The 20,122-nt window shown below is 63.3% G+C and carries 21 protein-coding genes and 2 pseudogenes; 11 read left to right on the top strand and 12 right to left on the bottom strand.

Features of this window, described 5'->3' with window-relative positions:
- Positions 1-540 precede the first annotated feature (540 nt).
- From C722_RS0122685 to C722_RS0122660, 6 genes are read left to right on the top strand one after another with little or no spacing between them, the layout of a single operon-like run.
- Entirely contained in the window at positions 541-1,056 is a 516-nt protein-coding gene (locus tag C722_RS0122685) for a GspH/FimT family pseudopilin (RefSeq protein ID WP_017642707.1), read from the top strand.
- Positions 1,053-1,637, top strand: coding sequence for a type IV pilus modification protein PilV (gene pilV / locus C722_RS0122680; RefSeq protein ID WP_017642706.1), 585 nt, complete (start codon positions 1,053-1,055; stop codon positions 1,635-1,637). The genes C722_RS0122685 and pilV overlap by 4 nt, the downstream gene beginning before the upstream one ends.
- Complete coding sequence (locus tag C722_RS0122675) at positions 1,634-2,359, top strand: PilW family protein (RefSeq protein WP_017642705.1); 726 nt, start codon at positions 1,634-1,636, stop codon at positions 2,357-2,359. The genes pilV and C722_RS0122675 overlap by 4 nt, the downstream gene beginning before the upstream one ends.
- Positions 2,356-2,949, top strand: a complete 594-nt coding sequence (locus tag C722_RS0122670; protein ID WP_017642704.1) for a PilX N-terminal domain-containing pilus assembly protein — start codon at positions 2,356-2,358, stop codon at positions 2,947-2,949. Before C722_RS0122675 ends, C722_RS0122670 begins: the two co-directional genes overlap by 4 nt.
- Positions 2,946-6,848, top strand: a complete 3,903-nt coding sequence (locus tag C722_RS26345) for a pilus assembly protein (RefSeq protein WP_157225864.1) — start codon at positions 2,946-2,948, stop codon at positions 6,846-6,848. The genes C722_RS0122670 and C722_RS26345 overlap by 4 nt, the downstream gene beginning before the upstream one ends.
- 8 nt (positions 6,849-6,856) lie before the next feature.
- Positions 6,857-7,303, top strand: coding sequence for a type IV pilin protein (locus tag C722_RS0122660; RefSeq protein ID WP_037064511.1), 447 nt, complete (start codon positions 6,857-6,859; stop codon positions 7,301-7,303).
- Here the strand turns inward: C722_RS0122660 and C722_RS0122655 are convergent.
- Both C722_RS0122655 and C722_RS26490 read right to left on the bottom strand, forming a co-directional pair.
- Entirely contained in the window at positions 7,300-8,139 is an 840-nt protein-coding gene (locus tag C722_RS0122655; protein WP_017642701.1) for a DUF6502 family protein, read from the bottom strand. The two genes, C722_RS0122660 and C722_RS0122655, sit on opposite strands and share 4 nt — an antisense overlap.
- 121 nt (positions 8,140-8,260) lie before the next feature.
- On the bottom strand, positions 8,261-8,404 hold the full coding sequence (locus tag C722_RS26490) for a hypothetical protein (RefSeq protein WP_017642700.1): 144 nt from the start codon (positions 8,402-8,404) through the stop codon (positions 8,261-8,263).
- Positions 8,405-8,581: 177 nt separating this feature from the next.
- On the opposite strand from C722_RS26490, the pseudogene C722_RS25290 reads away from it, so the two are divergent.
- Positions 8,582-9,682, top strand: a pseudogene (locus tag C722_RS25290) (catalase family protein).
- Between the two features lie 7 nt (positions 9,683-9,689).
- On the opposite strand, the gene C722_RS0122640 reads toward C722_RS25290, so the two are convergent.
- On the bottom strand, positions 9,690-10,322 hold the full coding sequence (locus tag C722_RS0122640) for a glutathione S-transferase family protein (RefSeq protein WP_017642697.1): 633 nt from the start codon (positions 10,320-10,322) through the stop codon (positions 9,690-9,692).
- A 127-nt stretch (positions 10,323-10,449) separates the two neighbouring features.
- On the opposite strand from C722_RS0122640, the gene dbpA reads away from it, so the two are divergent.
- Complete coding sequence (gene dbpA, locus C722_RS0122635; protein WP_017642696.1) at positions 10,450-11,823, top strand: ATP-dependent RNA helicase DbpA; 1,374 nt, start codon at positions 10,450-10,452, stop codon at positions 11,821-11,823.
- Positions 11,824-11,974: 151 nt separating this feature from the next.
- Here the strand turns inward: dbpA and C722_RS0122630 are convergent, their stop codons facing one another.
- The 5 genes from C722_RS0122630 to C722_RS0122610 all read right to left on the bottom strand — a co-directional run bounded on the left by C722_RS0122630 (position 11,975) and on the right by C722_RS0122610 (position 15,506).
- Positions 11,975-12,847, bottom strand: a complete 873-nt coding sequence (locus C722_RS0122630) for an oxygenase MpaB family protein (protein ID WP_017642695.1) — start codon at positions 12,845-12,847, stop codon at positions 11,975-11,977.
- Positions 12,848-12,850: 3 nt separating this feature from the next.
- Positions 12,851-13,438, bottom strand: coding sequence for an NUDIX domain-containing protein (locus tag C722_RS0122625; RefSeq protein WP_017642694.1), 588 nt, complete (start codon positions 13,436-13,438; stop codon positions 12,851-12,853).
- A gap of 115 nt (positions 13,439-13,553) precedes the next feature.
- Positions 13,554-14,195 (bottom strand): TIGR04211 family SH3 domain-containing protein, encoded by a 642-nt coding sequence (locus C722_RS0122620; protein WP_017642693.1) that lies wholly within the window; start codon positions 14,193-14,195, stop codon positions 13,554-13,556.
- A 238-nt stretch (positions 14,196-14,433) separates the two neighbouring features.
- Positions 14,434-14,646: a hypothetical protein gene (locus tag C722_RS0122615; RefSeq protein WP_017642692.1), complete on the bottom strand. Its 213-nt coding sequence runs from the start codon at positions 14,644-14,646 to the stop codon at positions 14,434-14,436.
- Positions 14,647-14,669: 23 nt separating this feature from the next.
- Complete coding sequence (locus tag C722_RS0122610) at positions 14,670-15,506, bottom strand: CDP-diacylglycerol diphosphatase (protein ID WP_256204564.1); 837 nt, start codon at positions 15,504-15,506, stop codon at positions 14,670-14,672.
- Here C722_RS0122610 and C722_RS0122605 point away from each other — a divergent pair.
- Positions 15,505-15,771: a DksA/TraR family C4-type zinc finger protein gene (locus C722_RS0122605; protein WP_017642690.1), complete on the top strand. Its 267-nt coding sequence runs from the start codon at positions 15,505-15,507 to the stop codon at positions 15,769-15,771. The two genes, C722_RS0122610 and C722_RS0122605, sit on opposite strands and share 2 nt — an antisense overlap.
- A gap of 147 nt (positions 15,772-15,918) precedes the next feature.
- Here C722_RS0122605 and C722_RS0122600 read toward each other — a convergent pair whose 3' ends face one another.
- From C722_RS0122600 to C722_RS0122590, 3 genes are all read right to left on the bottom strand, one after another.
- Complete coding sequence (locus C722_RS0122600; protein ID WP_017642689.1) at positions 15,919-16,290, bottom strand: VOC family protein; 372 nt, start codon at positions 16,288-16,290, stop codon at positions 15,919-15,921.
- A 65-nt stretch (positions 16,291-16,355) separates the two neighbouring features.
- A complete protein-coding gene (locus tag C722_RS0122595; protein WP_017642688.1) occupies positions 16,356-17,054 on the bottom strand; it encodes a YafY family protein in 699 nt (232 codons plus the stop codon).
- Positions 17,055-17,265: 211 nt separating this feature from the next.
- Entirely contained in the window at positions 17,266-17,970 is a 705-nt protein-coding gene (locus tag C722_RS0122590; RefSeq protein ID WP_017642687.1) for a glutathione S-transferase N-terminal domain-containing protein, read from the bottom strand.
- Positions 17,971-18,117: 147 nt separating this feature from the next.
- On the opposite strand from C722_RS0122590, the gene C722_RS0122585 reads away from it, so the two are divergent.
- Both C722_RS0122585 and C722_RS0122580 read left to right on the top strand, forming a co-directional pair.
- Positions 18,118-18,867: an alpha/beta fold hydrolase gene (locus C722_RS0122585; protein ID WP_017642686.1), complete on the top strand. Its 750-nt coding sequence runs from the start codon at positions 18,118-18,120 to the stop codon at positions 18,865-18,867.
- A 3-nt stretch (positions 18,868-18,870) separates the two neighbouring features.
- A complete protein-coding gene (locus C722_RS0122580) occupies positions 18,871-19,917 on the top strand; it encodes a metal-dependent hydrolase (protein WP_017642685.1) in 1,047 nt (348 codons plus the stop codon).
- An 86-nt stretch (positions 19,918-20,003) separates the two neighbouring features.
- On the opposite strand, the pseudogene C722_RS27225 reads toward C722_RS0122580, so the two are convergent.
- A pseudogene (locus C722_RS27225) lies at positions 20,004-20,111 on the bottom strand (hypothetical protein); the annotation flags it as partial.
- Positions 20,112-20,122 lie beyond the last annotated feature (11 nt).

Genomic DNA, 20,122 nt, shown 5'->3' with positions numbered 1-20,122 from the left:
ATTCATTTGGTCTTCCCTGAATGAGAAGCTGATTCTTTTATGGATTTTTTTTGTTCATTCAATGAATTTAAAGCTTCATTGTTTTTTGTTCGTTCAAATAAAAGGCTGTATTGGCGAAGATAGAGAGTGCCTACCGCTTTTTATCGATGTCAGAGCAGCCGTTCGAGCCTTGGCTACCGAGGGACAGCAAAGAAGGCTCGACGGCTGGTGTAAGGACGCCTTTGGTCGCATACGAAGCCAGGGATTGCTCATTGTCATATTTTGGTAATAGACAGCTTAATAGGCTAAGCAGAGCAGGCCTGAAAGCGCTAGGCTAGAGCGCTCGGGAACGCGAGGCAGAGACGTTAGCTGGCACATTGATAGCGGGCTATGCTTATGGCCTGTGGGCGTGCCTTTCCTCGGTGTAAGTCGCCGGATACGGCGTGTCCGGTTCGTCCCGGTCGTCCCGTCCTTACGTCCGAATGTCTCTCCATTGCTGATTTTCAGCCGTCTCGAAGGCAGCATTGCCTGGGTGTCCGGAATTGACAAGGCAGATGTGGCGTGAAGAAGGCCGCAGGCTTCACTCTTACAGAATTGCTGATAGTCGTAGGCTTGATCGCTATCCTTGCTGCGATAGCGGTACCTGGTTTCAGCTCGTTAATCCGCTCCAACAGAGTCGTCGGAGCTGCCGAAGAGCTGCAGAATGTTCTGACTTATGCCCGCAGTGAGGCGATGGCTCGCGGCGTCAACGTGGGTGTCACAGCCCCTAATGTCGATGCCTGGACCGGTGCCCTGATTGTCGCCACCGTGAGCAGCACCGTGTTGGGCGAGGCGGAAACACTGCGCAGTTTCACCAACACCGGCTTGGCCGCTTCGGGGGTCAACAGCACGGGCACCGCTGCCGCGCTGACCTTCCGGCCCAATGGCACTCTGGTGTCCTCCGCTGCAGCCACGATCAACGTCTGCGCCAGTAATGACAAAACCACTACCGGTAGGACGCTGACGATCACTCAAGGTGGGCAGATCAGCATGAAGGACTTTTCGCCGACGTCGGCCAAAGCGAGTGGCTGTTCATGAGCGCCTTGCGTCAACGGGGTTTCAGCCTCATCGAGGTGCTGGTCAGTCTGATCGTCATCTGCATTGGCGTTCTGGGCATGGTGGCATTGCAATCTCGTAGTCTGGTGCAGACTCAGGACTCCGTGCTGCGCAACAACGCCATCATGCTGGCGGGCGATCTCATAGAAATGATGCGCAGCAATCCCGGGGGGGCCCTTGCCGGAGACTTGTTCAGCGTCACCAGCAAGTACCACAAGGCTACCGGTAGTGACTTTGCCAGCGTTGCGCTGGATTCTGCCGACGACTCGTGCGCCAAGCTCGCACGAGGTGTTGGGGGGGACACCGTTGCTGGCAAGGATCTGACCTGCTGGCTGCGCCAGGTCAAGGCGCTGCTGCCGGTGACCGATGACCTCATCAAGGCCAACTTCGCCGTTTGCCCCTCGCTGGCGCCACCTGCGGTCGGCAGTACGACACCCTACGATGCCTGTGGCACCGAAAACAGCTCGATAGCCATGGTGGTCTTGGCCTGGCAGGACGCTTCCAGCAATACCCAGGGATGCGCCGGTGGTATCTGCTACTACGTCTTGAGGGCCGAGCTATGAAGCGACAGCGTGGTCTGTCCCTGATCGAGATGATGATCTCTCTGACGCTCAGTACCTTCTTGATTCTTGCCGTCACCCAGCTTTATCTCGGCAACAAGCGCCACTACCTCTATCAGGAAGGTCAGGTCGAGAATGGCGACAATGGTCGGCTTGCCCTGTTGCTGCTGGATCAGCAATTGGCGAAGGCTGGCTTCCGTGCCAATCCCGTCGTCAAGACAACTCTGACAGAGGCCTTTCCTCGTCTTGAGGAGACCAATGGCTGTCCGGCCTTCGCTGCAGGGCAGACCATCCAGCCCACCACGGACGCCAACCAAAGCGGTATCTGCTTTCGCTATCAAGGCGCGGCAAAGGGAACGGACGTTGATTGCCTGGGCAACAAGATCGCGGCTGCTACCCATGGTACCGAGGTTCTCACGCGAATCAGCTATGTGGCCGATGGCAGCGGAACGGGAACCCTCCGCTGCAGCGCTCAAGGCCAAGCCGCCCAGGTACTGGTCAGTGGCTTGACCAGCTTTGTCTGGTTCAAGGTGCCGTCCAGTGCCGACTCCAATCAGGCGATCCGCTATGCGGCCTTGTTTTCCACGACCAAGGATCTCACCGATGGTATCTCCAGTACGGTGATCAATAACTGGAACACCTTGAGTGGGCAGAGCTTGCAAGACAGCACCCACGTGTTGCAGATCGTTCAAGGCAGCGTGACCCTGCGGAATCTGATGCAATGACGGGCGCACCGGTGGCATCACAACGGGGTGCGGTATTGATCGTCGCGCTGATCATGCTGTTGCTGCTCACCCTGCTGGCATTGTCCAGCATGCGTTCCAGTACGCTGCAGAATCGCCTGGGTGGCAGCGTGTCCGAGCAGAAGCGGGCCTACAACGCGGCTGAATCGGCGCTACGCGAAGGAGAGCGCCGGCTAAATGCCCTGAAGTTCACGGCCGTCTTTTCCGCGGCCAGCGCAGGCTATTCAAGCTGCTCTTCGAGTGTAGCGGCCATTGGCAGCAATCTATGCATCCTGCTCGAAGGCAATGATCTCGATACCACCGAGAAAACTCAGGCTTGGGCCAAGACCGCTCTATCGGCAAGCGGTACGGCATCGGCATCAGTGGCCTACAGCGGCTATGACGGCAAGTCGACGTTCAGCCGCTTGCCTCGTTGGGTCGCTACGGTCGTCTCCAGCAGCGGGGAAAGCGATATGTCTCTCGCCAGCCAAGGCAAGGGCATCTACTACTATCGGGTAACCGCCGCTGCCACGGCAGGGGGCGCGCGTTTTCCTGTCATTCTGCAAAGTATCATCAAGGTAGAAGTCCAATGAGCTTGCGCCAATGCTCTGCGTTTCTGGCCCTGTGTTTGGCGCTTCCCTTGGTGGAAGCGGCTACCTTCAACCCGAGCCAGCAGCCGCTTTTCTTGACTACCGGTGTCGGGCCAAATTTCTTCATCACCATCGATAACTCCACCAGTATGCAGATGGCGGTGGTGCCGGACGCGTCGAACAACGCCACCATTCGCCCAACTCGCCGGGCCAAATCCGCTACCTTCAATGGGTTGTATTACAATCCTGCGGTCACCTATGCCGCGCCTTACAAGGTCGTTTACGACGCTTCGACAGGCATCTTGACCAAGACCCGATTGACGACGAGTTTTAACGCAGCCTATGTAAACGGTTTTCGTACCGGTTTAGGAACGGTAGACCTGAGCAGTAACTACAAGGTGAGTTGGGGCTACAACCCCAATATAAGCACGACCGACCCAGAGACCGCCCGTGGCACCACCTATGCCAACCCCGGGCTGGCGACCGGTAGCGTCAGTACCCTGGCAGAAAACCCTTCGGCTGATTTCCCCACTGTTACGTCTACCACCTCCAGCACGGGAAGCAGTACCAGGACGAACAACGTTACCTACACAACGTCCGCCTCTTTCTGTCCTTCTTCAATCAGTGATTCTTCGTCAACTTCCGGCACCACTAGCACCACGTCGAATGGTGTAACTACCAGTAGTTATACGACAACTCAAACGTCGTACAGCAATATTTCCTGCTCTTTCAATTTCTTCAGATACACGATCAGGGTTACCACCACCTCTACGCCGACGACCTACACCACCACTACCTCTGACAGAGTGAAAGCGGGTGTGGCCGCTTATTATTATCTTTACGATACCAAGCTCTCCACGTGCACCACGATTGGCACTCGTAACGATGACTGTTACAGGAAGGTCACGGTCTCCAACGACTCCGGTTTGAATGGTAGCGACGAACGCCAGAATTTTGCCAACTGGTATTCTTTCTATCGCAGTAGGTCCCTGGCGGCGCAAAGTGCAACCAACCTGGCGATGATTGATGTGGATGAAAACATCCGTGTTGGCTGGCAGGCGCTGGGCAGCTGTACCTTTTCCGCTACATCGCCAAGTTGCCGTGGTATCAATAACTCCAGTTCGTCGGCCTACGACAATCGCCTCCGCCCCTTCAGCGGCAGTCACCGACAGGCTCTGTTCGATTGGCTTGGCGACATCTACTACGACTCCAGCACGCCCTTGCATTCGGCATTGGCGCGGGTGGGCAACTTTCTATCCACGACTGGCATCAATGGCCCCTATGCCTACAGCCCTGGCAGCACCGAGGCTCCAATCTACGCCTGCCGGGCCAGCTATAGCCTGATGGTGACGGATGGCGTGTGGAACGCCAACTACGACGTGGCCGGCGAGGACAGTAGCAGCCAAGAGTTAGGCGATGGCAGGACATACAGCCCTATGGCGCCCTATCAGGACCTCACCACGGATACGCTGGCGGACTTGGCCTTCCAGTATTGGTACAGGGACGCCAACAGGTCGCTCGACAACAAGATTCCACCCTACACGGCAGTGAGCGGCACCGAGACCCATGGTGACAATAAGCTGACCTCCTACTGGAATCCAAAGAACGATCCAGCCACCTGGCAGCACCTGACCGGTTTCTATGTAGGCATCGGTTTGAGTAGTGCCCTGACCAGCCCAGTCTGGGGTGGGGATACCTACTCTGGTGGTTATGATGCGATCGCCGCCGGCACCCTGAATTGGCCCAAGGCGGCTTCGGGCAGCGACAACAATGTCTACGATCTTTGGCACGCGGCCATCAATTCACGCGGCGCCTTCTTCAGTGCGGATGACGCCGGTGACCTGGTCAGTTCGCTCGGCGCCGTGGTGACGCGGATCACCCAGTCGAACAATGCCTCTGCCAGCCAGGTGTCTTCGCCGATGCTCGACAACAGTTTCTCATCGAGCTACACCTATGTTCCTACCTTTTCCAGCAGTGACTGGAGTGGGGATCTAGACAAGAATTTGCGGACCGCAAAGTCTGTCACTCGCCAATGGAGTGCCCAAAGCAAACTCGATATTGCCTATGGCAGTGGTGGTTACACCGGGCGAACGGTGAAGATGGCCAAGTCTGCCAATACGCTGCAGGACTTCAATTGGAGCAATCTCAGCGCTACCCAACAGGCGTATCTGAACAAGAATCTGCTTGGTACGGTCGACAGTTACGGCTCTCAGCGGGTGGATTATCTGCGCGGCGCGCGTACCTATGAAAACAGCGCTACCACGCCAAGTTTCCGGATACGCAGTCACATCCTGGGCGATATCGTCAATTCGACACCGGTACAGGTAACTATCCCCAGCAGCCCCGAAGCCAAGATGAATGCGCTGGTTTCCTCAGCCAGCGGATCCTATACCGCGTTTCGCCAAAAATGGGCCAGCCGTGCCACACGTATCTATGTCGGAGGCAACGACGGCATGCTGCACGGCTTCGATGATGGCGGTAACGAAAAATTCGCCTTCATTCCCAGTGCGGTCCTGCCCGCTCTCTACAAGCTCACCGACGTGAACTACACCGGCGGTGCGCACCAGTTCTATGTCGATGGCTCGCCGGTGGTACAGGACGTCTATTTCGGCGGGAGCTGGCACACGGTGTTGATAGGGACCCTGCGTGGCGGTGGTCGCGGCCTCTTTGCCCTGGACATCACCGATCCAGACGATATCAAGTTGTTGTGGGAAAAAAGCAGTAGTGATTATCCCCAGCTGGGCTACACCTATGCAAAACCGGTAGTCACTCGGTTGCAGAACGGGTCCTGGGCAGTGGTGCTGGGCAACGGCTATGGCAGCAATTGGACGAACAACGGCGCTACCTTGGAGAATGCCGCTTCGCTGTATCTACTCAATGTCAGCGATGGCAGCTTGATTTCGCAGTTGACTGCCTCTGCCAGCGGTACGGCGGTGAATGGTCTGTCTTCGCCGCTCGTGGCCGATGTCAATAACGACCTGATTGCCGACTATGCCTATGCAGGTGATTTACAGGGTCGCTTGTGGCGCTTCGATTTGGTGGGTAGCAGCGCGACCAGCTACAGCGTTGCCTTTGGTGGCAAGACGCCCTTGTATAGCGTCCTGGCCAGCAGCTACTCGAGTGGCTTGAGCAGCTTTACCCAGGCCATCACTGCAGCGCCTTATCTGGTACGTCATCCATCCGGTACCGGCTATCTGATCGTCTTCGGGACAGGCAAGTACTTGGAGGGCGCCGATGCCACTGCCAATACCACCAAGGCCATGACGCTCTATGGCATCTGGGATCGTCAGGCTACGGGTACCGCCGCCAGCACGACACCGACGTTGACCGTTGCCAACCTGCAGCAGCAAACGCTGGGTGCGGACACTGGCATCTCCTATACCAGCTCTACGGGAGACTCGGTCGCATCCACTGCCAATACGCTGTCCACGACAGCGGTGGACTGGTACACGAGTACCAATACGGCGGGCAAGTATGGCTGGTACGTCAATCTGCCGCTGACAGGCGAGATGGTCATCAACAAGGCCCAGTACATCAGCGATACCTTGCTGTTCACATCGCTGGTGCCCAACGACGATCCGTGCGATTCCGGCGCGGTAACCTACCTGTATGCCCTCAATCCGTATACCGGGGGTGGCAGCGATCTCCTCGAACTTGGGCTGGATACCTCTTATTCACGGCTCAAACTGGCAGGCCTCTATGGCGGCGCCTCCATCTTCACCTATGGCAACAGCGTCGTCATTTCAGGGACGAGCCCGTCCACCACGACTACACTGACCAATGCTGATGGTTCCGTTACCACGACGACCCTGGATCCGAGTCTGTCGAAATCCACGGTCACCAAGCCAAAGTTCTCCCGCCAGACCTGGCGCACCATACCCAATCAGAATCCTGACGAATGAAATTTTCGATGCGAGCACGAGGCTTTACCCTGATCGAGCTGATGGTCGTTGTGGCGATCGTCGGCATCCTGGCGGCCATCGCCTATCCGAGCTATCAGAGCTACGTTTTGCGCTCTCATCGTAGCGAGGGGCAGGCACTGCTCAATGAAGCGGCGGCACGGATGGAGCGCTTCTATGCGCAGAACAATGCCTATCCGACCACGGTGAAGGACCTGAACATCGTGAATACCAAGACCGCAGCCGGCAGCGACAAGGTGTTTTCCAGCAGTGGTTATTACCAGTTGGGCATCGTGGCCAATACCGCTGGTAGCGATGCCTACAGCCAGAATGGTCCTTACCTGCTGACGGCGGAGCCGAAGGGTACTCAGGCCAATGATGTCTGCGGCAACCTGATGCTTAATGCCCAGGGCGTCAAGAAGGTATCCAAAGGCAACGCCACCGACTGCTGGCGCTAATCCTCCCGCCCCTGCACCAGGCCCGTATCCCGCTCCTGCTCCACCCGATAGCCGCCAAAGCCCAGGGTCACCCGCTGGGTGGCGTCGGCCTTGCCGGCGTCTTGGGCTTCGTGCTCGACCACCAGGCGATTGAGGCGGTTGAGCAGCTGCATGGATTCGTCGTAGGCGGTGCGATAGAGACTCAAGGTCGAGTCCTGGGTCAGGTTGTGGCCGTAGACCACGTGAAAGGTGAAGTCCGGCGCGGCGCGGTCCTGCAAGTAGAGGCGCTCGAAGCCGGCCAGTAGGTCGCCGGTGAAGTGGGCCAGCAGCCGGCCCGCGCCTTCCTGGCTCTCGGTGCCGCGCAGCAACGAGCGTGGCGTGAGCACCACCCGGTCTTCCTCGTCGAGGCGGGCATAGCCCTTGCGCAGCCATTCATCCAGCACGGTACGGGCGCGGACGTCGCTGCCGACGCTGGCGACCAGGGCATCGAAACTCTGCTCGCCACCGCGGCGCTGGGTGCGGGGCAGGGGGCGCAGATTGCCCCCGGCATCGAGCAGGTCCAGCCGTGAGGTCCAGGCGCTGAGCACCTGCCATTCCAGGCTGGGCGTGCAGGGCGTACGTTCCGGGCCAGCCTCGCGCAGGGCGCGGACCTCGCGGCGCGGCAGGCCGGTCAGCACCGAGATGCGGCTGTCGGAGTTGGGCTTGTCGCCCAGCGGCTCGAAATCCTGAGCGACTTCGAAGTAGGTCTGGCGCAGCAGCCGATCGAAAGTCTGGTAGGTCACGCCGGAGGCGATGGCGATCCGTACCAGCCGACCGATCAGGCTGCGCAGAAGCAAGGGTACCTTGGTGGAAAGCATGGGGGACTCGACGCGGCAGACGCCCCCCCATCTTCGCGGGGCCTCGGGCCCCCGTCAAACCAGCCAGTCATAAAGTGTCGCGGACGCCGCTCAGACTGTCGTCCGCGGGGCAGGGCGCTGCCTAGCCGGGTGTGCCCGATTCGGTCTCGCCGGCCACGTCCGGGTCGTCCGGAAACTCTTCCGGCTCCATGTCCGCATAGGGCAGCTCTTCGGGTGGCGGGGTATTGCTGGGGTTGTCATAGGTCTTCTGGTCGGCGTCGCTCATGGTGGGCTCCTGGGTGGGTGATGGAGATATCGAACCCCTCTGAGCGGGGCCGTTCCCGAGCGCCCATCGAGCGCGACCTTGTGTCGGCTGAGTGGCCAATGGCCGAACGCCGTTAGCGCGATAGCGGTCCATTGGCTGACCGTCTCGTCCGAATGACGGCGCCCGAGGAGTCCCGTGATGACCACGCCTACCGCTGTCCATCCGCTGCCGTTCCAGCCCACCTTCGAACAGGTGCCGGATGACGAAGCCGACACCGTTCGCGAGATGGTCGCGGCCATGAGAGACATCACCGAGACTACCTATGCCCATAATGGTCATGCCATCCGCAGCGTGCACGCCAAGAGTCATGGTTTGCTCACGGGCCAGGTAACGGTGCTGGATGGTTTGCCGCCGGCCTATGCCCAGGGCGCCTTCGCCACCCCGGGCAGCTATGCCGCGGTGCTGAGATTCTCTACCAACCCCGGCGACATCCTGGCCGACAGCGTTTCCACCCCGCGTGGCCTGGCGCTCAAGCTGATCGACGTGCCGGGCGAGCGCCAGCCTGGCAGCGAAGGGTAGGTAACCCAGGATTTCGTCATGCAGAACGCCCCTGCCTTTACCGCGCCGGATCCCAAGACCTTTCTCAAGACGCTCAAGCTGCTGGCCAAGACCACCGACCGCGGCGAGAGCCTGAAGAAGGCAGCCTCGGCAGTGCTGCGCGGCGCTGAGAAGGTGGTGGAGGCCTTTGGTGGCGAGAGTCCGACGCTCAAGAGCCTGGGTGGCCACCCGGAGACCCATCCGCTCGGCGAGACCTTCTACACCATGGTGCCCTTTCTGTACGGCCCCTATTTCGCCAAGCTCAGCGTGGTGCCGGTGGCGCCCGAGCTGACCGCCCTGACCGATGCCCCGGTGGAGGTCAACGGTAAGCCAGACGGCCTGCGCGAGGCGGTTAATGCCCATTTCGCCCGGCACGGCGGGGTCTGGGAGATCCGCGTGCAACTGGGGGTAGACATCGAGCAGACGCCGATCGAGGACGCTTCGGTGGTCTGGCCGGAAGACCTGACCCCCTATGTGACCGTGGCGCGCCTGGAGGTCCAGCCGCAACCGGCCTGGAACGAGGCACGCTCGCGCGAGGTTGACGACGCCATGGTGTTCAGCCCCTGGCACGGTCTGGCCGCGCATCGACCCCTTGGCGGCATCATGAGATCGCGGCAACCGGCCTACGAGATGTCTTCGCAGTTTCGCAGCGAGCGCAACGGCTGCCCGTTGCACCATCCGCGCGGACCGGTGGAGTTGTAGGCGAGGCTCAGTTGAGCGTGGCGAGTTCGGCGTCGTCGAGTTCGCGGGCGCGTACCGCGGCCGGACGGCTTACCAGCCCGGCCACATAGCGCTCGAAGTGCGGACGTTTCTCGATAGTGCCAAAGGCCATGCCCCAGGCGAGATGGGAACCGACATAGACGTCGGCGGCGGTGAAGCGGTCGTCCACCAGGTATTCACCCGGGGCCAGGGCAGCCTCCAGGGTGTCGAGTACCTCGCTGAGACTGCCGTAGCCCACCGCGCCGCGTTTCTGCGGATCCTCTGGCAGGACCACGCCCAGGGCCTGGTTGGTGGCGGCGGCCTCCAGCGGGCCGGCGGCAAAGAACAGCCAGCGGTAGTAGGCACCGCGCGCCGGATCATTCAGGGGTGGTGCGAGACCGGCGGCGGGAAAGGCGTCGGCGAGATAGGCGCAGATGGCCGCCGTCTCGGTCACCACGGCGGCGCCATGGCGCAGCGCCGGCACCTTGCCCATGGGATTGATGGCGCGATAGGCCGGGGATTTCATCGCCAGGCCGTAGTCGACCCGCTGCACTTCATAGGGCTGTCCGAGCTCCTCCAGCAGCCAGCGCACGATGCGTCCGCGCGACATGGGATGGGTATAGAGCACAGGCCGGTCGAACATGGTGTAACTTCCTTGAGTTGTCGTACCCCTTAGCATAGGTAGGCCCTGCTCCAGCGTCCATTCACGGGAGAGCCGGTACCCTTCTGCTAGACTGGTAAACCTTTACCAGCCGTTTCACAGGACTCCCGTGCCCTCATCCTTCGCTTCCCTGCCGCTGGCCGAGGCCATGCAGGCCAATCTGGCCGAACTCGGCTACCTGAGCATGACGCCCATCCAGGCGGCCAGCCTGCCCATCATCCTCAAGGGCCAGGATCTCATCGCCCAGGCCAAGACCGGCTCGGGCAAGACGGCGGCCTTTGGCATCGGCCTGTTGACGGGGCTCAACCCGCGCTATTTCGGCTGTCAGGCCCTGGTCCTCTGTCCGACCCGCGAGCTGGCGGATCAGGTGGCCCGCGAACTGCGGCGCCTGGCGCGCACCACGCCCAACCTGAAGATCCTGACCCTCTGTGGCGGCATGCCGCTGGGGCCGCAGATCGCCTCACTGGAGCACGGCGCCCAGGTGATCGTCGGCACCCCGGGGCGGGTGCAGGAACACCTGCGCAAGGGCACCCTGGTGCTGGACGGTCTCAACGTCGCGGTGCTCGACGAAGCCGATCGCATGCTCGACATGGGCTTCATCGACGCCATCGCCGACATCCTTCGGCAGACCCCGGCGCGGCGGCAGACGCTGCTGTTTTCCGCGACCTACCCGGAAGGCATCGAGCGCCTGGCCGAGGATTATCTGCGCGCGCCGCTGCGCATCAGCGTCGAAAGTCAGCACAGCGAGACCCAGATCCGTCAGCGCTTCTACGAGATCGCCGCCCAGGATCGCCTGGCTGCCGTGGTGCGCCTGCTCAGGCACCATCGCCCGGCCAGCGCCGTGGCCTTCTGCCAGACCCGCCAGCAGTGCCAGGAGGTGGTCGAGGCGCTGCACGCCCAGCGCATCTCCGCCGCTGCCCTGCATGGCGACCTGGAGCAGCGCGAGCGGGACCAGGTGCTGGCGATGTTCGCCAACCGCAGTCTCTGCGTGCTGGTGGCCACCGACGTGGCGGCCCGTGGCATCGACGTGGCCGGTCTGGAAGCCGTGATCAACGTGGAGCTGTCTCGCGATCCGGCGGTGCACGTGCATCGCATCGGCCGCAGCGGTCGCGCCGGTGAACAGGGCTTGGCGCTGTCGCTGGTGGCACCGGCCGAGGCCAGCCGCGCCCAGGCCATCGAGGTACAGCAGGGTTCGCCGCTGGATTGGCAGCCGCTGGGTGCCCTGCGCGACACCCCGGAGCCGCTGGTGCCGACCATGCACACCCTGGCCCTGGCGGCCGGCAAGAAGGACAAGCTGCGCCCCGGCGACATCCTCGGCGCCCTTACCGGCGACGCCGGCCTGCCCGGTGCCAAGATCGGCAAGATCACCCTGTTCGACAACCAGGCTTTCGTCGCCGTGGAACGCGATATCGCCCGCCAGGCGCTGCAGCGGCTGAGCGAAGGCAAGATCAAGGGGCGATCGATCAAGGTGCGGATGTTGTAGGTTGATCTATCGCGGCCATGGGCCGCTCCTACAGGTATCCAACCTATCCGTAGGAGCGGTCGCTACGGCGCACCGGCATGGCCGCGATAGTGGCGTAGGTTGGGTTGAGCGTAGCGAAGCCCAACGGTGCCCCATCGCACCGAAGTGCAGGCTAACCTTCGATCCCCATCCGCCGCCTGGCGCGATGCGAGGAGCCATTGCGCACCGCCCAGCGCAGCACCGGCGCGGTGGCACCGATACCGGTACGAATCAGCCGTTTTTGCAACGGGCCCTGGTGGAAACCGAGCTCCTCGCTGGCCCAGTCGGGCAAGAGGTCGATGCCGGCCTGCATCATCAGGGACCCGAAGGGTTTGGCTAGGGCGCTGGGTGCAGGCGCCTGCAGCAACACCCGGCAGACCTCGCGACTGCGTTCGTCGCAGACCAGCTGGGGACGGATCCCCTGGTAGTAGGCGGCGATCTCCGCCCGTGAACGGGGGACGTCGGTCGCCCCCAGGCGTTCGGCGACCAGGGCGATCTCGGCGTAGTAGCGGTCCTGTTCGGCGCCCGGCAACTGGGGATCGAAATAGCGCAGGTAGGCCGCGAGGAAATGACTGACCTCGGCCACATGGACCCAGGTCAGCAGCGCCGGGTCTTCGGCGCTGTAGGGGCGGCCATCGGCGGCCTGGCCGCGGATATGACGGTGGATGGCCTGGACCCGGGCGATCAGCCGCTCGGCGTCGCCGCGACTGCCAAAGGTGGTGGCGGCGATGAACTGACCAGTGCGCCGCAGGCGGCCGAGCATGTCTTCGCGAAACTTCGAATGGTCCCAGACCCCGGCCAGGGCCAGCGGGTGCAGCGTCTGCATCAGCAGGGCGGCGATGCCGCCGATCAGCATGCAGGTGAAGTCGCTGTGCACCCGCCAGGGAACGCTGCCCGGTCCGAACAGCCCGGGATCGCCCGGTGGCTGCTCGTAATCGACCTCGCCCAGAGACAGTCCGGTCAGGCTCATCACCTGCCGCTCGATACGCTTGCGGATCAGCTCCATGGGCTAGCGCGGCAGCAGGTAGAGGGCGGCGTATTGCAGCAGCATGATGGTCTTGCCGTCCAGCAGTCGACCGTCGCGGGCCATGGCGAGGGCCTCGTCGAAAGGCAATTCCAGCAGCTCGATGTCCTCGCCTTCCTCGTGCAGTCCGCCACCGTCGGCGATGCGCTGATCGGCGCGGTATTCACCGGCGAAGAAGTGCAGCAACTCGGTCACCGAGCCGGGACTCATGAAGGCGTCGAACAGGTGCTGAACGTTGTCCAGGCGGTAACCGGTCTCTTCCTCGACCTCGGCCTTGATACGCGCTTCGGGCGCGGCCGCGTCGAGCAGGCCGGCGGGGGTCTCCACCAGCAGGCCGTCGTCCAGGCCGTTGCCCAGGGTGGGCAGGCGGAACTGACGGATCAGCAGCACGGTGCGTCTGTCGCGGTCGTAGAGCAGGATGGTGGCGCCGTTGCCGCGGTCGTAGGTCTCCCGGGTCTGGCGTTGCCAGCTGCCGTCACGGCGCAGGTAGTCGAAGGTGGTCTTCTTCAGCAGGCCCCAGTCAGCGGAAAGGGTCTCGACCTGCTGGATGCGAAAGCGAGGGGTGTCGGGCATGGGGGCTCGTCTGGACAGGAGGCTTCGGGCCACGGTAGCAGAAGCGGTGCCTTTTTGAGGCACGCACCGTGACTCCGGGTTCCACCCAGCCGCGAGAACGGCTGCCCCCCGACGTTTAGAACCAGCGGTCGTTCTTCTTCCTGCCCCGCGTCATGGACGGCAGGATCAGCCCGGCCAGCAGGCCCGCGCCGGCGATGCTGCCGCCATAGACCATGTACTGCATCAGTGCCTGCTTGTTCTCGTTGCCGAGCTTGGCCTGGGTGCTGCGCAGTTCCGACTGGGCCTGGGTGAGCTGGGCGTCGAGGTCCTTGCGGCGGCTCTCCAGTTCGTCGATCTGCTGCTTGCGCGAATCCAGGGTCTCCTGCATCCCCTGGACGCGATTCTTCCAGCTGTCATCGATGGTCTTGAGCTGGCCGCTCAGCTCGGCCACCTGCTGTTCCAGCTGCGGCAGGCGCTCGGCCTGGCCGGGCTTGTCCTGCAGGTCGCTGTTGGGAATCCAGACGGTGCTGCCGCCTTCGCCGCGCACCTGGCTGTAGTCGCCCTGGGTGCTGATCAGCTCGACCTTCTGCCCGGACTTGAGGGTGCCGACGATGCGATAGCCATCGGTAGGCCCACTGCGGACATAGGTGGTCAGGCTGTCGCTGACCCAGCGAGCATTGCCTTCCTGGGCCACGGCGGTGCCGGCCAGGGAGGCGAGGGAGGCGGCCAGGCAGAGGCCGAGATGCGGTAGGCGGGACAACAGGCGAGAAGGGGACATGGGCATGATCGGGTCTGTATGCATGAGCTGAAAAGATGAAGGCCGTGGTGAACAGGCCGGATTATTGTGGGGCAGTACCCTAGCAAGCTGCCGCGATCTATCCGCCAACCCGTAGCGCCCTCTGTTCGAGACGGTGAAGCAGTTCAAGCTTTGGCGGCGGAAAGCGACGGTCAGTGTCATCTTGCCGCCATGTACTGGGCAGCGGAAGGCGCAAAGCCGTTCAGAATCTTGCGGCGCTTCAGAGGCGGTGGAGCAGATCCAGGCTCAAGGCCGCGAGTGCACCCAGACCGGCGCAACCAAAGGCCAGCGCCTTGCCCCACCAGCGTTTCCAGGCGATGGCGCCGGCGATCATGCCCACTCCGCAGAGCAGGAGGCCGGACTTGAGATAGAAGTCGGACCAGGCGAGCAGCTGATCGATGAAGTCGAAGAGGTCTTGGAATTCCTGCGGCATGGGGGCCTCCTGGCGCGTTGGCGCTATTGAGTCGCCGGGGCCGTGGTCGTTCCCTGGCAATCCGCGGCCAGCAGCCGTTCCGCTGAGCCGAAATCGCCTGGCTGGCTGCCCGCGCGTCCGGCCAGCAGCAGGAACTGGCGACCGGCGTCCTGGCTCGGCAGCGCCACCACCGCCAGCGACAAGCGCGGATCTGGCAGCGGATAGGGCGGCTGGCTGGCCAGAGCCTGGAAGAAGTCCGTGGCCCGCAACTGGGTTTCGCTCAGGCGCCGCGCCTGATAGCGACTGTCCGCCAGCGCCACTGGCAGGGCGCGCCAGTGTTCATCGATGTCTGGCGCCAGCTGCCACAGCTGTTGGCGCAACTCGGGCCGCAGGCAGGCGAGGTGCACATGCAATTGATCCTGGCTGCGCCCGCTGGGGGCATTGAGGGCGAGGGCGATCCGCTCATCCGCCACGGGTGCCTGGCCCCAGGCGCTCAGATACCAGCGCTGGCGCCAGGCCAGGCCGAACCAATTGGGTTGGCCTGGCTGCCAGAGCGCCGGACTCTCCAGCCCGCGCAGGGGGCGTAGGGGCACCAGGATGAAATGCTGACGCTCGCCGGGCGCACGCAGCATGGCGAAGCCGGGATCCTCTACCACCTGGCGACAGGGCGCCGCCAGGCCAGTGAGCCGGGCATTGGGCACACAGAGTGCCGTCGTGACCTGGCGCAGCAGCTCGCGGTTGGAGCAGCCCGTCAGCGCCAATCCCAGCATCAGCAGCGACAGCAGATGCCAGCACGACGGACGGACGCTGGACGGCAGCGAACATCTGCGCGAGCCTCGCTTCCAATGGGTATCAAGGCAACGCAGCTGGGAGTCAGCCATGGCCAATGGGTGGGCCGGAGACGGCGCGGTTCAGGAACAGATCGACAGCACGGTGGACGATGCGGTGCAGCGCGCCCGCAGTCGTCTGCATCGAGGCGCGAGCCTCACCCACTGCGAGGAGTGCGGCGACGCCATCCCCGAGGCGCGCCGCCAGGCGGTCCCGGGTGTACACCTGTGCATCCGCTGCCAGTCCGAGCAGGACGCCGAAGACCAGCGCGCCGGCGGCTACAACCGGCGGGCGAGCAAGGACAGTCAGTTGCGCTAGGGCTGGATTGGCTAGTGTCATGATGCGGCGACCCGGACAGGGCTGGACATCTTGCAGGATCGAGGGCTGACGGTTTGTACCATACGGGCCCTTCTTCAGCAGCTGGCATGAGGCGTGCCGGCTGCTGAGTGAGGCTGCCAGCAGGAGTCAGTCGGGATGCACCGCATAGCCTCGCAGTCGGTTACCGTCAGGATCCAGTACGACGAAGCTGCGGCCGAACGGCAGGTTGGTTGGCGGTGAGAGCTCTTCTGCGCCCTGCGTGCGCCAGCGGTCGTACAGCTCATCCACTGCCGACATGCTGGCTACCTTGAAGCCCAGTTCACCTGTCGCGCTGCCCGTGCCAACCGCGGGAACCACGGCCTCCCTTGCCCACAGGCCCAGAGCGAGACCGGACGGGAGCACGAAGAGAGCGAAGCCAGGGCCGTCCTCGACCGGGGTGAGGTCGAGCAATTTAGCGTAGAAATCCCGGCTGGTACGGACATCGGCAACGTAGAACATCAGACTGGTGCTGTAGGGCATGGTACATCTCCTCTGTGGTGATGTCGCCCAGTCTAGGGATCCCCACTGCCAGTTTCTGTCAGTAGTCAGCCAGCCGTGTCGCGCTGGCGCTCCATCTGCTTGCGCCAGTCCCTGAGCAGGGCCTGGCGACGCTGTGGATAGCGTTGCTCACTGGGCTCGAACGCGAGGATGCGATCGGCACGAAAGCTACGGAAGTCCTCACGCAACTCACACCAGCCCAGCAGCACCCGGGCGGAGTCGAAGTAGGCCAGCGCGAAGGGCCAGATGGTGCGCCGGGATTCGCTGTCAGTGGCATCGCGATAGACCAGGGTGAGCTTGGTTTCCTGGCGTATGGATTGACGCAAGATCGCCGGATCGACCTGATTGCGGGGTGTTTCCCGACTCGGCCCGATAAGCAGGGTGGTCATGGCCAGCTCGTTTTGCAGCTCGCTCGGCAGGACCGCGGAGATTCGGGCCAGGGCATTACTGGCCGCCGCCGCCAGGCTGCCATCGGTGCGTTCGGCCACCCAGCGCGAGCCGAGCACCAGGGCCTCCAGTTCTTCGGGCGTGAACATCAGCGGTGGCAGCAGAAAACCCGGTTTGAGGATATAGCCGACACCCGGTTCGCCCTCGATGGCCGCGCCCAGCGCCTGCAGGCTGGCGATATCGCGGTACAGGGTGCGCAGACTGACCCCTGTTTCCGCCGCCAAGGCGCGGCCACTCACGGCGCGGCGGTGCCGGCGCAAGGCCTGGAGCAGATCGAACAGGCGTTCTGAGCGGGACATCCGCGCAGTTTAATCCTGCGGATGGCGATGCTCTAGCAGGGCTGTAGACGTCGCTCGGCAACACTCAGGTACTGGCCCAGTTCAGCCAGGCCAATTGCATCGAGTTCGTTAAGGTCGCCAGCGCATCTTTGACTATTCAGGATCAAGCAACCGGGATATCAGGCATCCTGCCGATAACCAAGGCGTAGCCGCAGCCGGTCGTTGACGAGCATCAGGGCGCTGCCGGGATCTGCAGGCCACGTTGCACCGCCGGGCGGGCGAGGAAGGCGTCGAGGGCGCGACGGACCTCGGGAAAGTCTTGGAAGCCGACCAGGTTGGCCACCTGGTAGACCTCCAGCAGAGCGCGGATCCAGGGGAAGGTGGCGATGTCGACGAGGCTGTAGTCCTCGCCCAGGATCCAGGTGCGGCCCTTGAGCTGGCCATCCAGTACGCCGAGTAGGCGCCGCGCTTCGGCCACATAACGCTCGCGGGGCCGCGGGTCTTCGATGGCCTTGCCAGCGAATTTGGTGAAGAAGCCGAGCTGGCCGAACATGGGACCAATACCCCCCATCTGGAACATCAGCCACTGGATGGCTTGGTAGCGCCGGGCCGGATCCTCGGGCAGCAGGCGCCCGGTCTTTTCCGCGAGATAGAGCAGGATGGCGCCGGACTCGAACAGTCCGAGGGGTTCGCCACCGGGACCCTCGGGGTCGAGGATGGCGGGGATCTTGTTGTTGGGGCTCAGCGAAAGAAATTCCGCGGTGTGCTGATCGTCCTGGCCGAAGTCGATGCGATGCACCTCATAGGGCAGGCCAAGCTCCTCCAGCAGGATGGCGACCTTGACGCCGTTGGGCGTGGGCAGCGAGTAGAGCTGCAGGCGCTCGGGATGCCGGGCGGGCCAGCGGTGGGTGATGGGAAAGCGGGACAGATCGGCCATGGTGGACTCCTTGGAAAGAGGACGGTTTTGGGTGAGACCGGCCGGCGCGGTCTAGGTTGCCGGTCTTCAGCGAAGCGGAACTTAGCGCGCTGCCCGCCTCTCCATCTGGGGAGTGCCCGCCTTCAGCCCCGCACCCGAGGACTCCCGATGCTTCCCCACAGTCAGCAGGGCAGCGGTTCGCCCACCTTCGTGCTCATGCACTTTCTCGGCGGCTCCCACCGCACCTGGTTTCCCACCGTGCCCTATCTGGATGGCGAGCACCGCTGCGTGGCGCTCAATACGCCAGGCTTTGGCGATGCCGCCGAGGTTGAGGGCTACAGCGTGGCGGAGATGGCCGATCAAGTGGATGCCAGCATCCGCGCCTTGGGTCTGGACCGTTGCATCCTGGTCGGCCATTCGATGACCGGCAAGGTAGCTGTGGTGCTGGCGGCGCGGCGGCCGGAGTATCTGGTCGGCCTTATCCTGGTGGCGCCTTCGCCGCCCGGGCCGCAACCCATGAGCGAGGCGGACCGCGATGCCCAGCGCGCCTATGGCAAGAGCCGGGCGGAGGCCGAGGCCTTCGTCGACGACTCAAGCGCCCATCGCCTGCCGGATCCCATTCGCGAGGTGGTGATCGCCGACGCCCAGCGGCTGAATCTTCAGGCCTGGCGTGCCTGGGTCGATCACGGCAGTCGTGAAGACTGGAGCGATCGGATCGAGACCCTGGATTATCCGGTGCTGCTGGTCTGCGGCGCCGATGACCAGCAGGTGCCCGGTCCGGACGAACAGCGCCGGACCACTCTGGCGGCCTTTCCCAATAGCCGACTGGAGGTGATTCCCGGTGCCGGCCACCTGATGCCGCTGCAAACGCCCCAGGCCCTGGCGCGGTTGATGCTCGATTTCGCCCGGAAGCTCTGATCCATGGATTCGTTGACCCAGGCCGTACTCGGCGCCACCGTCCAGACCGCGCTGTTGGGGCGCTGGCAGGGCCGCCGCGCCCTTCTCTATGGCGCTGCTCTGGGCACCCTGCCGGATCTCGATGTGGTCATCGACTACGGCAACGCCGTCAACGAGATGACCTACCACCGCGGCTTCAGCCATTCGCTGTTCGTGCTGACCGGGGTGGCCCTGTTGCTGACCTGGCTGTGCGGGCGCTGGCGCAATCCGGGTTACAGCCAGCGACGACTGTTCCTGACCCTCTGGCTGGTGCTCATCACCCATCCGCTGCTGGATGCCTTCACCACCTACGGTACCCAGCTGTTCTGGCCTTTGCCGAGCACCCCGGTGGCCTGGTCCAGCGTCTTCATCATCGATCCGCTCTATACCTTGCCACTGTTGCTGGCGGTGCTCGCCGGGCTGGTGGCTGGCCCGCGTGGACGCTCGCCACGGCTGGCCGTGGCGGCGTTGGCGCTGTCCACGGGTTATCTGGGCTGGACGCTGGTGGCCAAGTATTCCGCCGAACACCAGGTGCGCGAGGTGCTGGCAACCCAGGGGCAGACGGACGCGCGCCTGTTCAGCGCGCCCCTGCCGTTCACCAGTCTGCTCTGGCGAGTCATGGTGGACGATGGTCCGGAGCGCTACCGGGAAACTTGGGTCGGCCTGTTCGACGACCGCCCGCCGCAGCTGGTCCCGCTGCCGCGAGGGGGCGAGCTGGCACCCATCCTCGCCGATTCCCCGGCCGAACAGCGCCTGCGCTGGTTCACCGACGACTGGCTGAGGTACGACCGCCTCGGCAACGACCTGGTGGTGACCGATTTGCGCCTGGGTGCCACCGGTTACCACAGCTTTCGCTTCGTGCTGGCTCAGCGCGACACGAGCGGCTGGCGGCTGGTGGCCGAGCCTTCGTTGTGGCCGCGCGAGCGAGGTGGTCGCGAGCAGCTGACGGTAGTCTGGCGCAGACTCTGGCATCCGGAGCTACCGGCGCCGGTGGCGGAGTGGGCCGCACGGTTGTCGCGGCTGCCGGACTGACGCCAGGCGTCCAGCAGCACCCGCCACCAAGGACGGCGGGCTTCGTGCAATGCCGTCAGGCGATCCAGGCCGATATCGGCCAGTTCTTCGTCCGACAGCTCCAGCAGGGTGCGGCGGGTGCTCAGCTGGCGCTGGAACAGCAGCCAGCAGCCGCTGGTGTGGGTCCGATCATGAAGGCGGGCGTCTCTGGGCATGGCGTCTCTCC

Source organism: Pseudomonas sp. 313 (genome assembly GCF_000316965.1).
GTDB classification, from domain to species: Bacteria; Pseudomonadota; Gammaproteobacteria; order Pseudomonadales; family Pseudomonadaceae; genus Chryseomonas; species Chryseomonas benzopyrenica.
This window is presented reverse-complemented; position numbering and strand designations above follow the sequence as displayed.

Bases quoted from the DNA above. Each gene is read 5' to 3' on its own strand.
- C722_RS0122640 (WP_017642697.1), bottom strand. From the start codon at position 10,322: ATGTTCGACCGGCCTGTGCTCTATACCCATCCCATGTCGCGCGGACGC.
- C722_RS0122615 (WP_017642692.1), bottom strand. From the start codon at position 14,646: ATGCCGCAGGAATTCCAAGACCTCTTCGACTTCATCGATCAGCTGCTC.
- C722_RS0122595 (WP_017642688.1), bottom strand. From the start codon at position 17,054: ATGTCCCGCTCAGAACGCCTGTTCGATCTGCTCCAGGCCTTGCGCCGG.
- C722_RS0122655 (WP_017642701.1), bottom strand. From the start codon at position 8,139: ATGCTTTCCACCAAGGTACCCTTGCTTCTGCGCAGCCTGATCGGTCGG.
- C722_RS0122660 (WP_037064511.1), top strand. From the start codon at position 6,857: ATGCGAGCACGAGGCTTTACCCTGATCGAGCTGATGGTCGTTGTGGCG.
- C722_RS26345 (WP_157225864.1), top strand. From the start codon at position 2,946: ATGAGCTTGCGCCAATGCTCTGCGTTTCTGGCCCTGTGTTTGGCGCTT.
- C722_RS0122675 (WP_017642705.1), top strand. From the start codon at position 1,634: ATGAAGCGACAGCGTGGTCTGTCCCTGATCGAGATGATGATCTCTCTG.
- pilV (WP_017642706.1), top strand. From the start codon at position 1,053: ATGAGCGCCTTGCGTCAACGGGGTTTCAGCCTCATCGAGGTGCTGGTC.
- C722_RS26490 (WP_017642700.1), bottom strand. From the start codon at position 8,404: ATGAGCGACGCCGACCAGAAGACCTATGACAACCCCAGCAATACCCCG.
- C722_RS0122610 (WP_256204564.1), bottom strand. From the start codon at position 15,506: ATGGCTGACTCCCAGCTGCGTTGCCTTGATACCCATTGGAAGCGAGGC.
- C722_RS0122630 (WP_017642695.1), bottom strand. From the start codon at position 12,847: ATGGAGCTGATCCGCAAGCGTATCGAGCGGCAGGTGATGAGCCTGACC.
- C722_RS0122590 (WP_017642687.1), bottom strand. From the start codon at position 17,970: ATGGCCGATCTGTCCCGCTTTCCCATCACCCACCGCTGGCCCGCCCGG.
- C722_RS0122585 (WP_017642686.1), top strand. From the start codon at position 18,118: ATGCTTCCCCACAGTCAGCAGGGCAGCGGTTCGCCCACCTTCGTGCTC.
- C722_RS0122625 (WP_017642694.1), bottom strand. From the start codon at position 13,438: ATGCCCGACACCCCTCGCTTTCGCATCCAGCAGGTCGAGACCCTTTCC.
- C722_RS0122605 (WP_017642690.1), top strand. From the start codon at position 15,505: ATGGCCAATGGGTGGGCCGGAGACGGCGCGGTTCAGGAACAGATCGAC.
- C722_RS0122580 (WP_017642685.1), top strand. From the start codon at position 18,871: ATGGATTCGTTGACCCAGGCCGTACTCGGCGCCACCGTCCAGACCGCG.
- C722_RS0122620 (WP_017642693.1), bottom strand. From the start codon at position 14,195: ATGTCCCCTTCTCGCCTGTTGTCCCGCCTACCGCATCTCGGCCTCTGC.
- C722_RS0122600 (WP_017642689.1), bottom strand. From the start codon at position 16,290: ATGCCCTACAGCACCAGTCTGATGTTCTACGTTGCCGATGTCCGTACC.
- C722_RS0122670 (WP_017642704.1), top strand. From the start codon at position 2,356: ATGACGGGCGCACCGGTGGCATCACAACGGGGTGCGGTATTGATCGTC.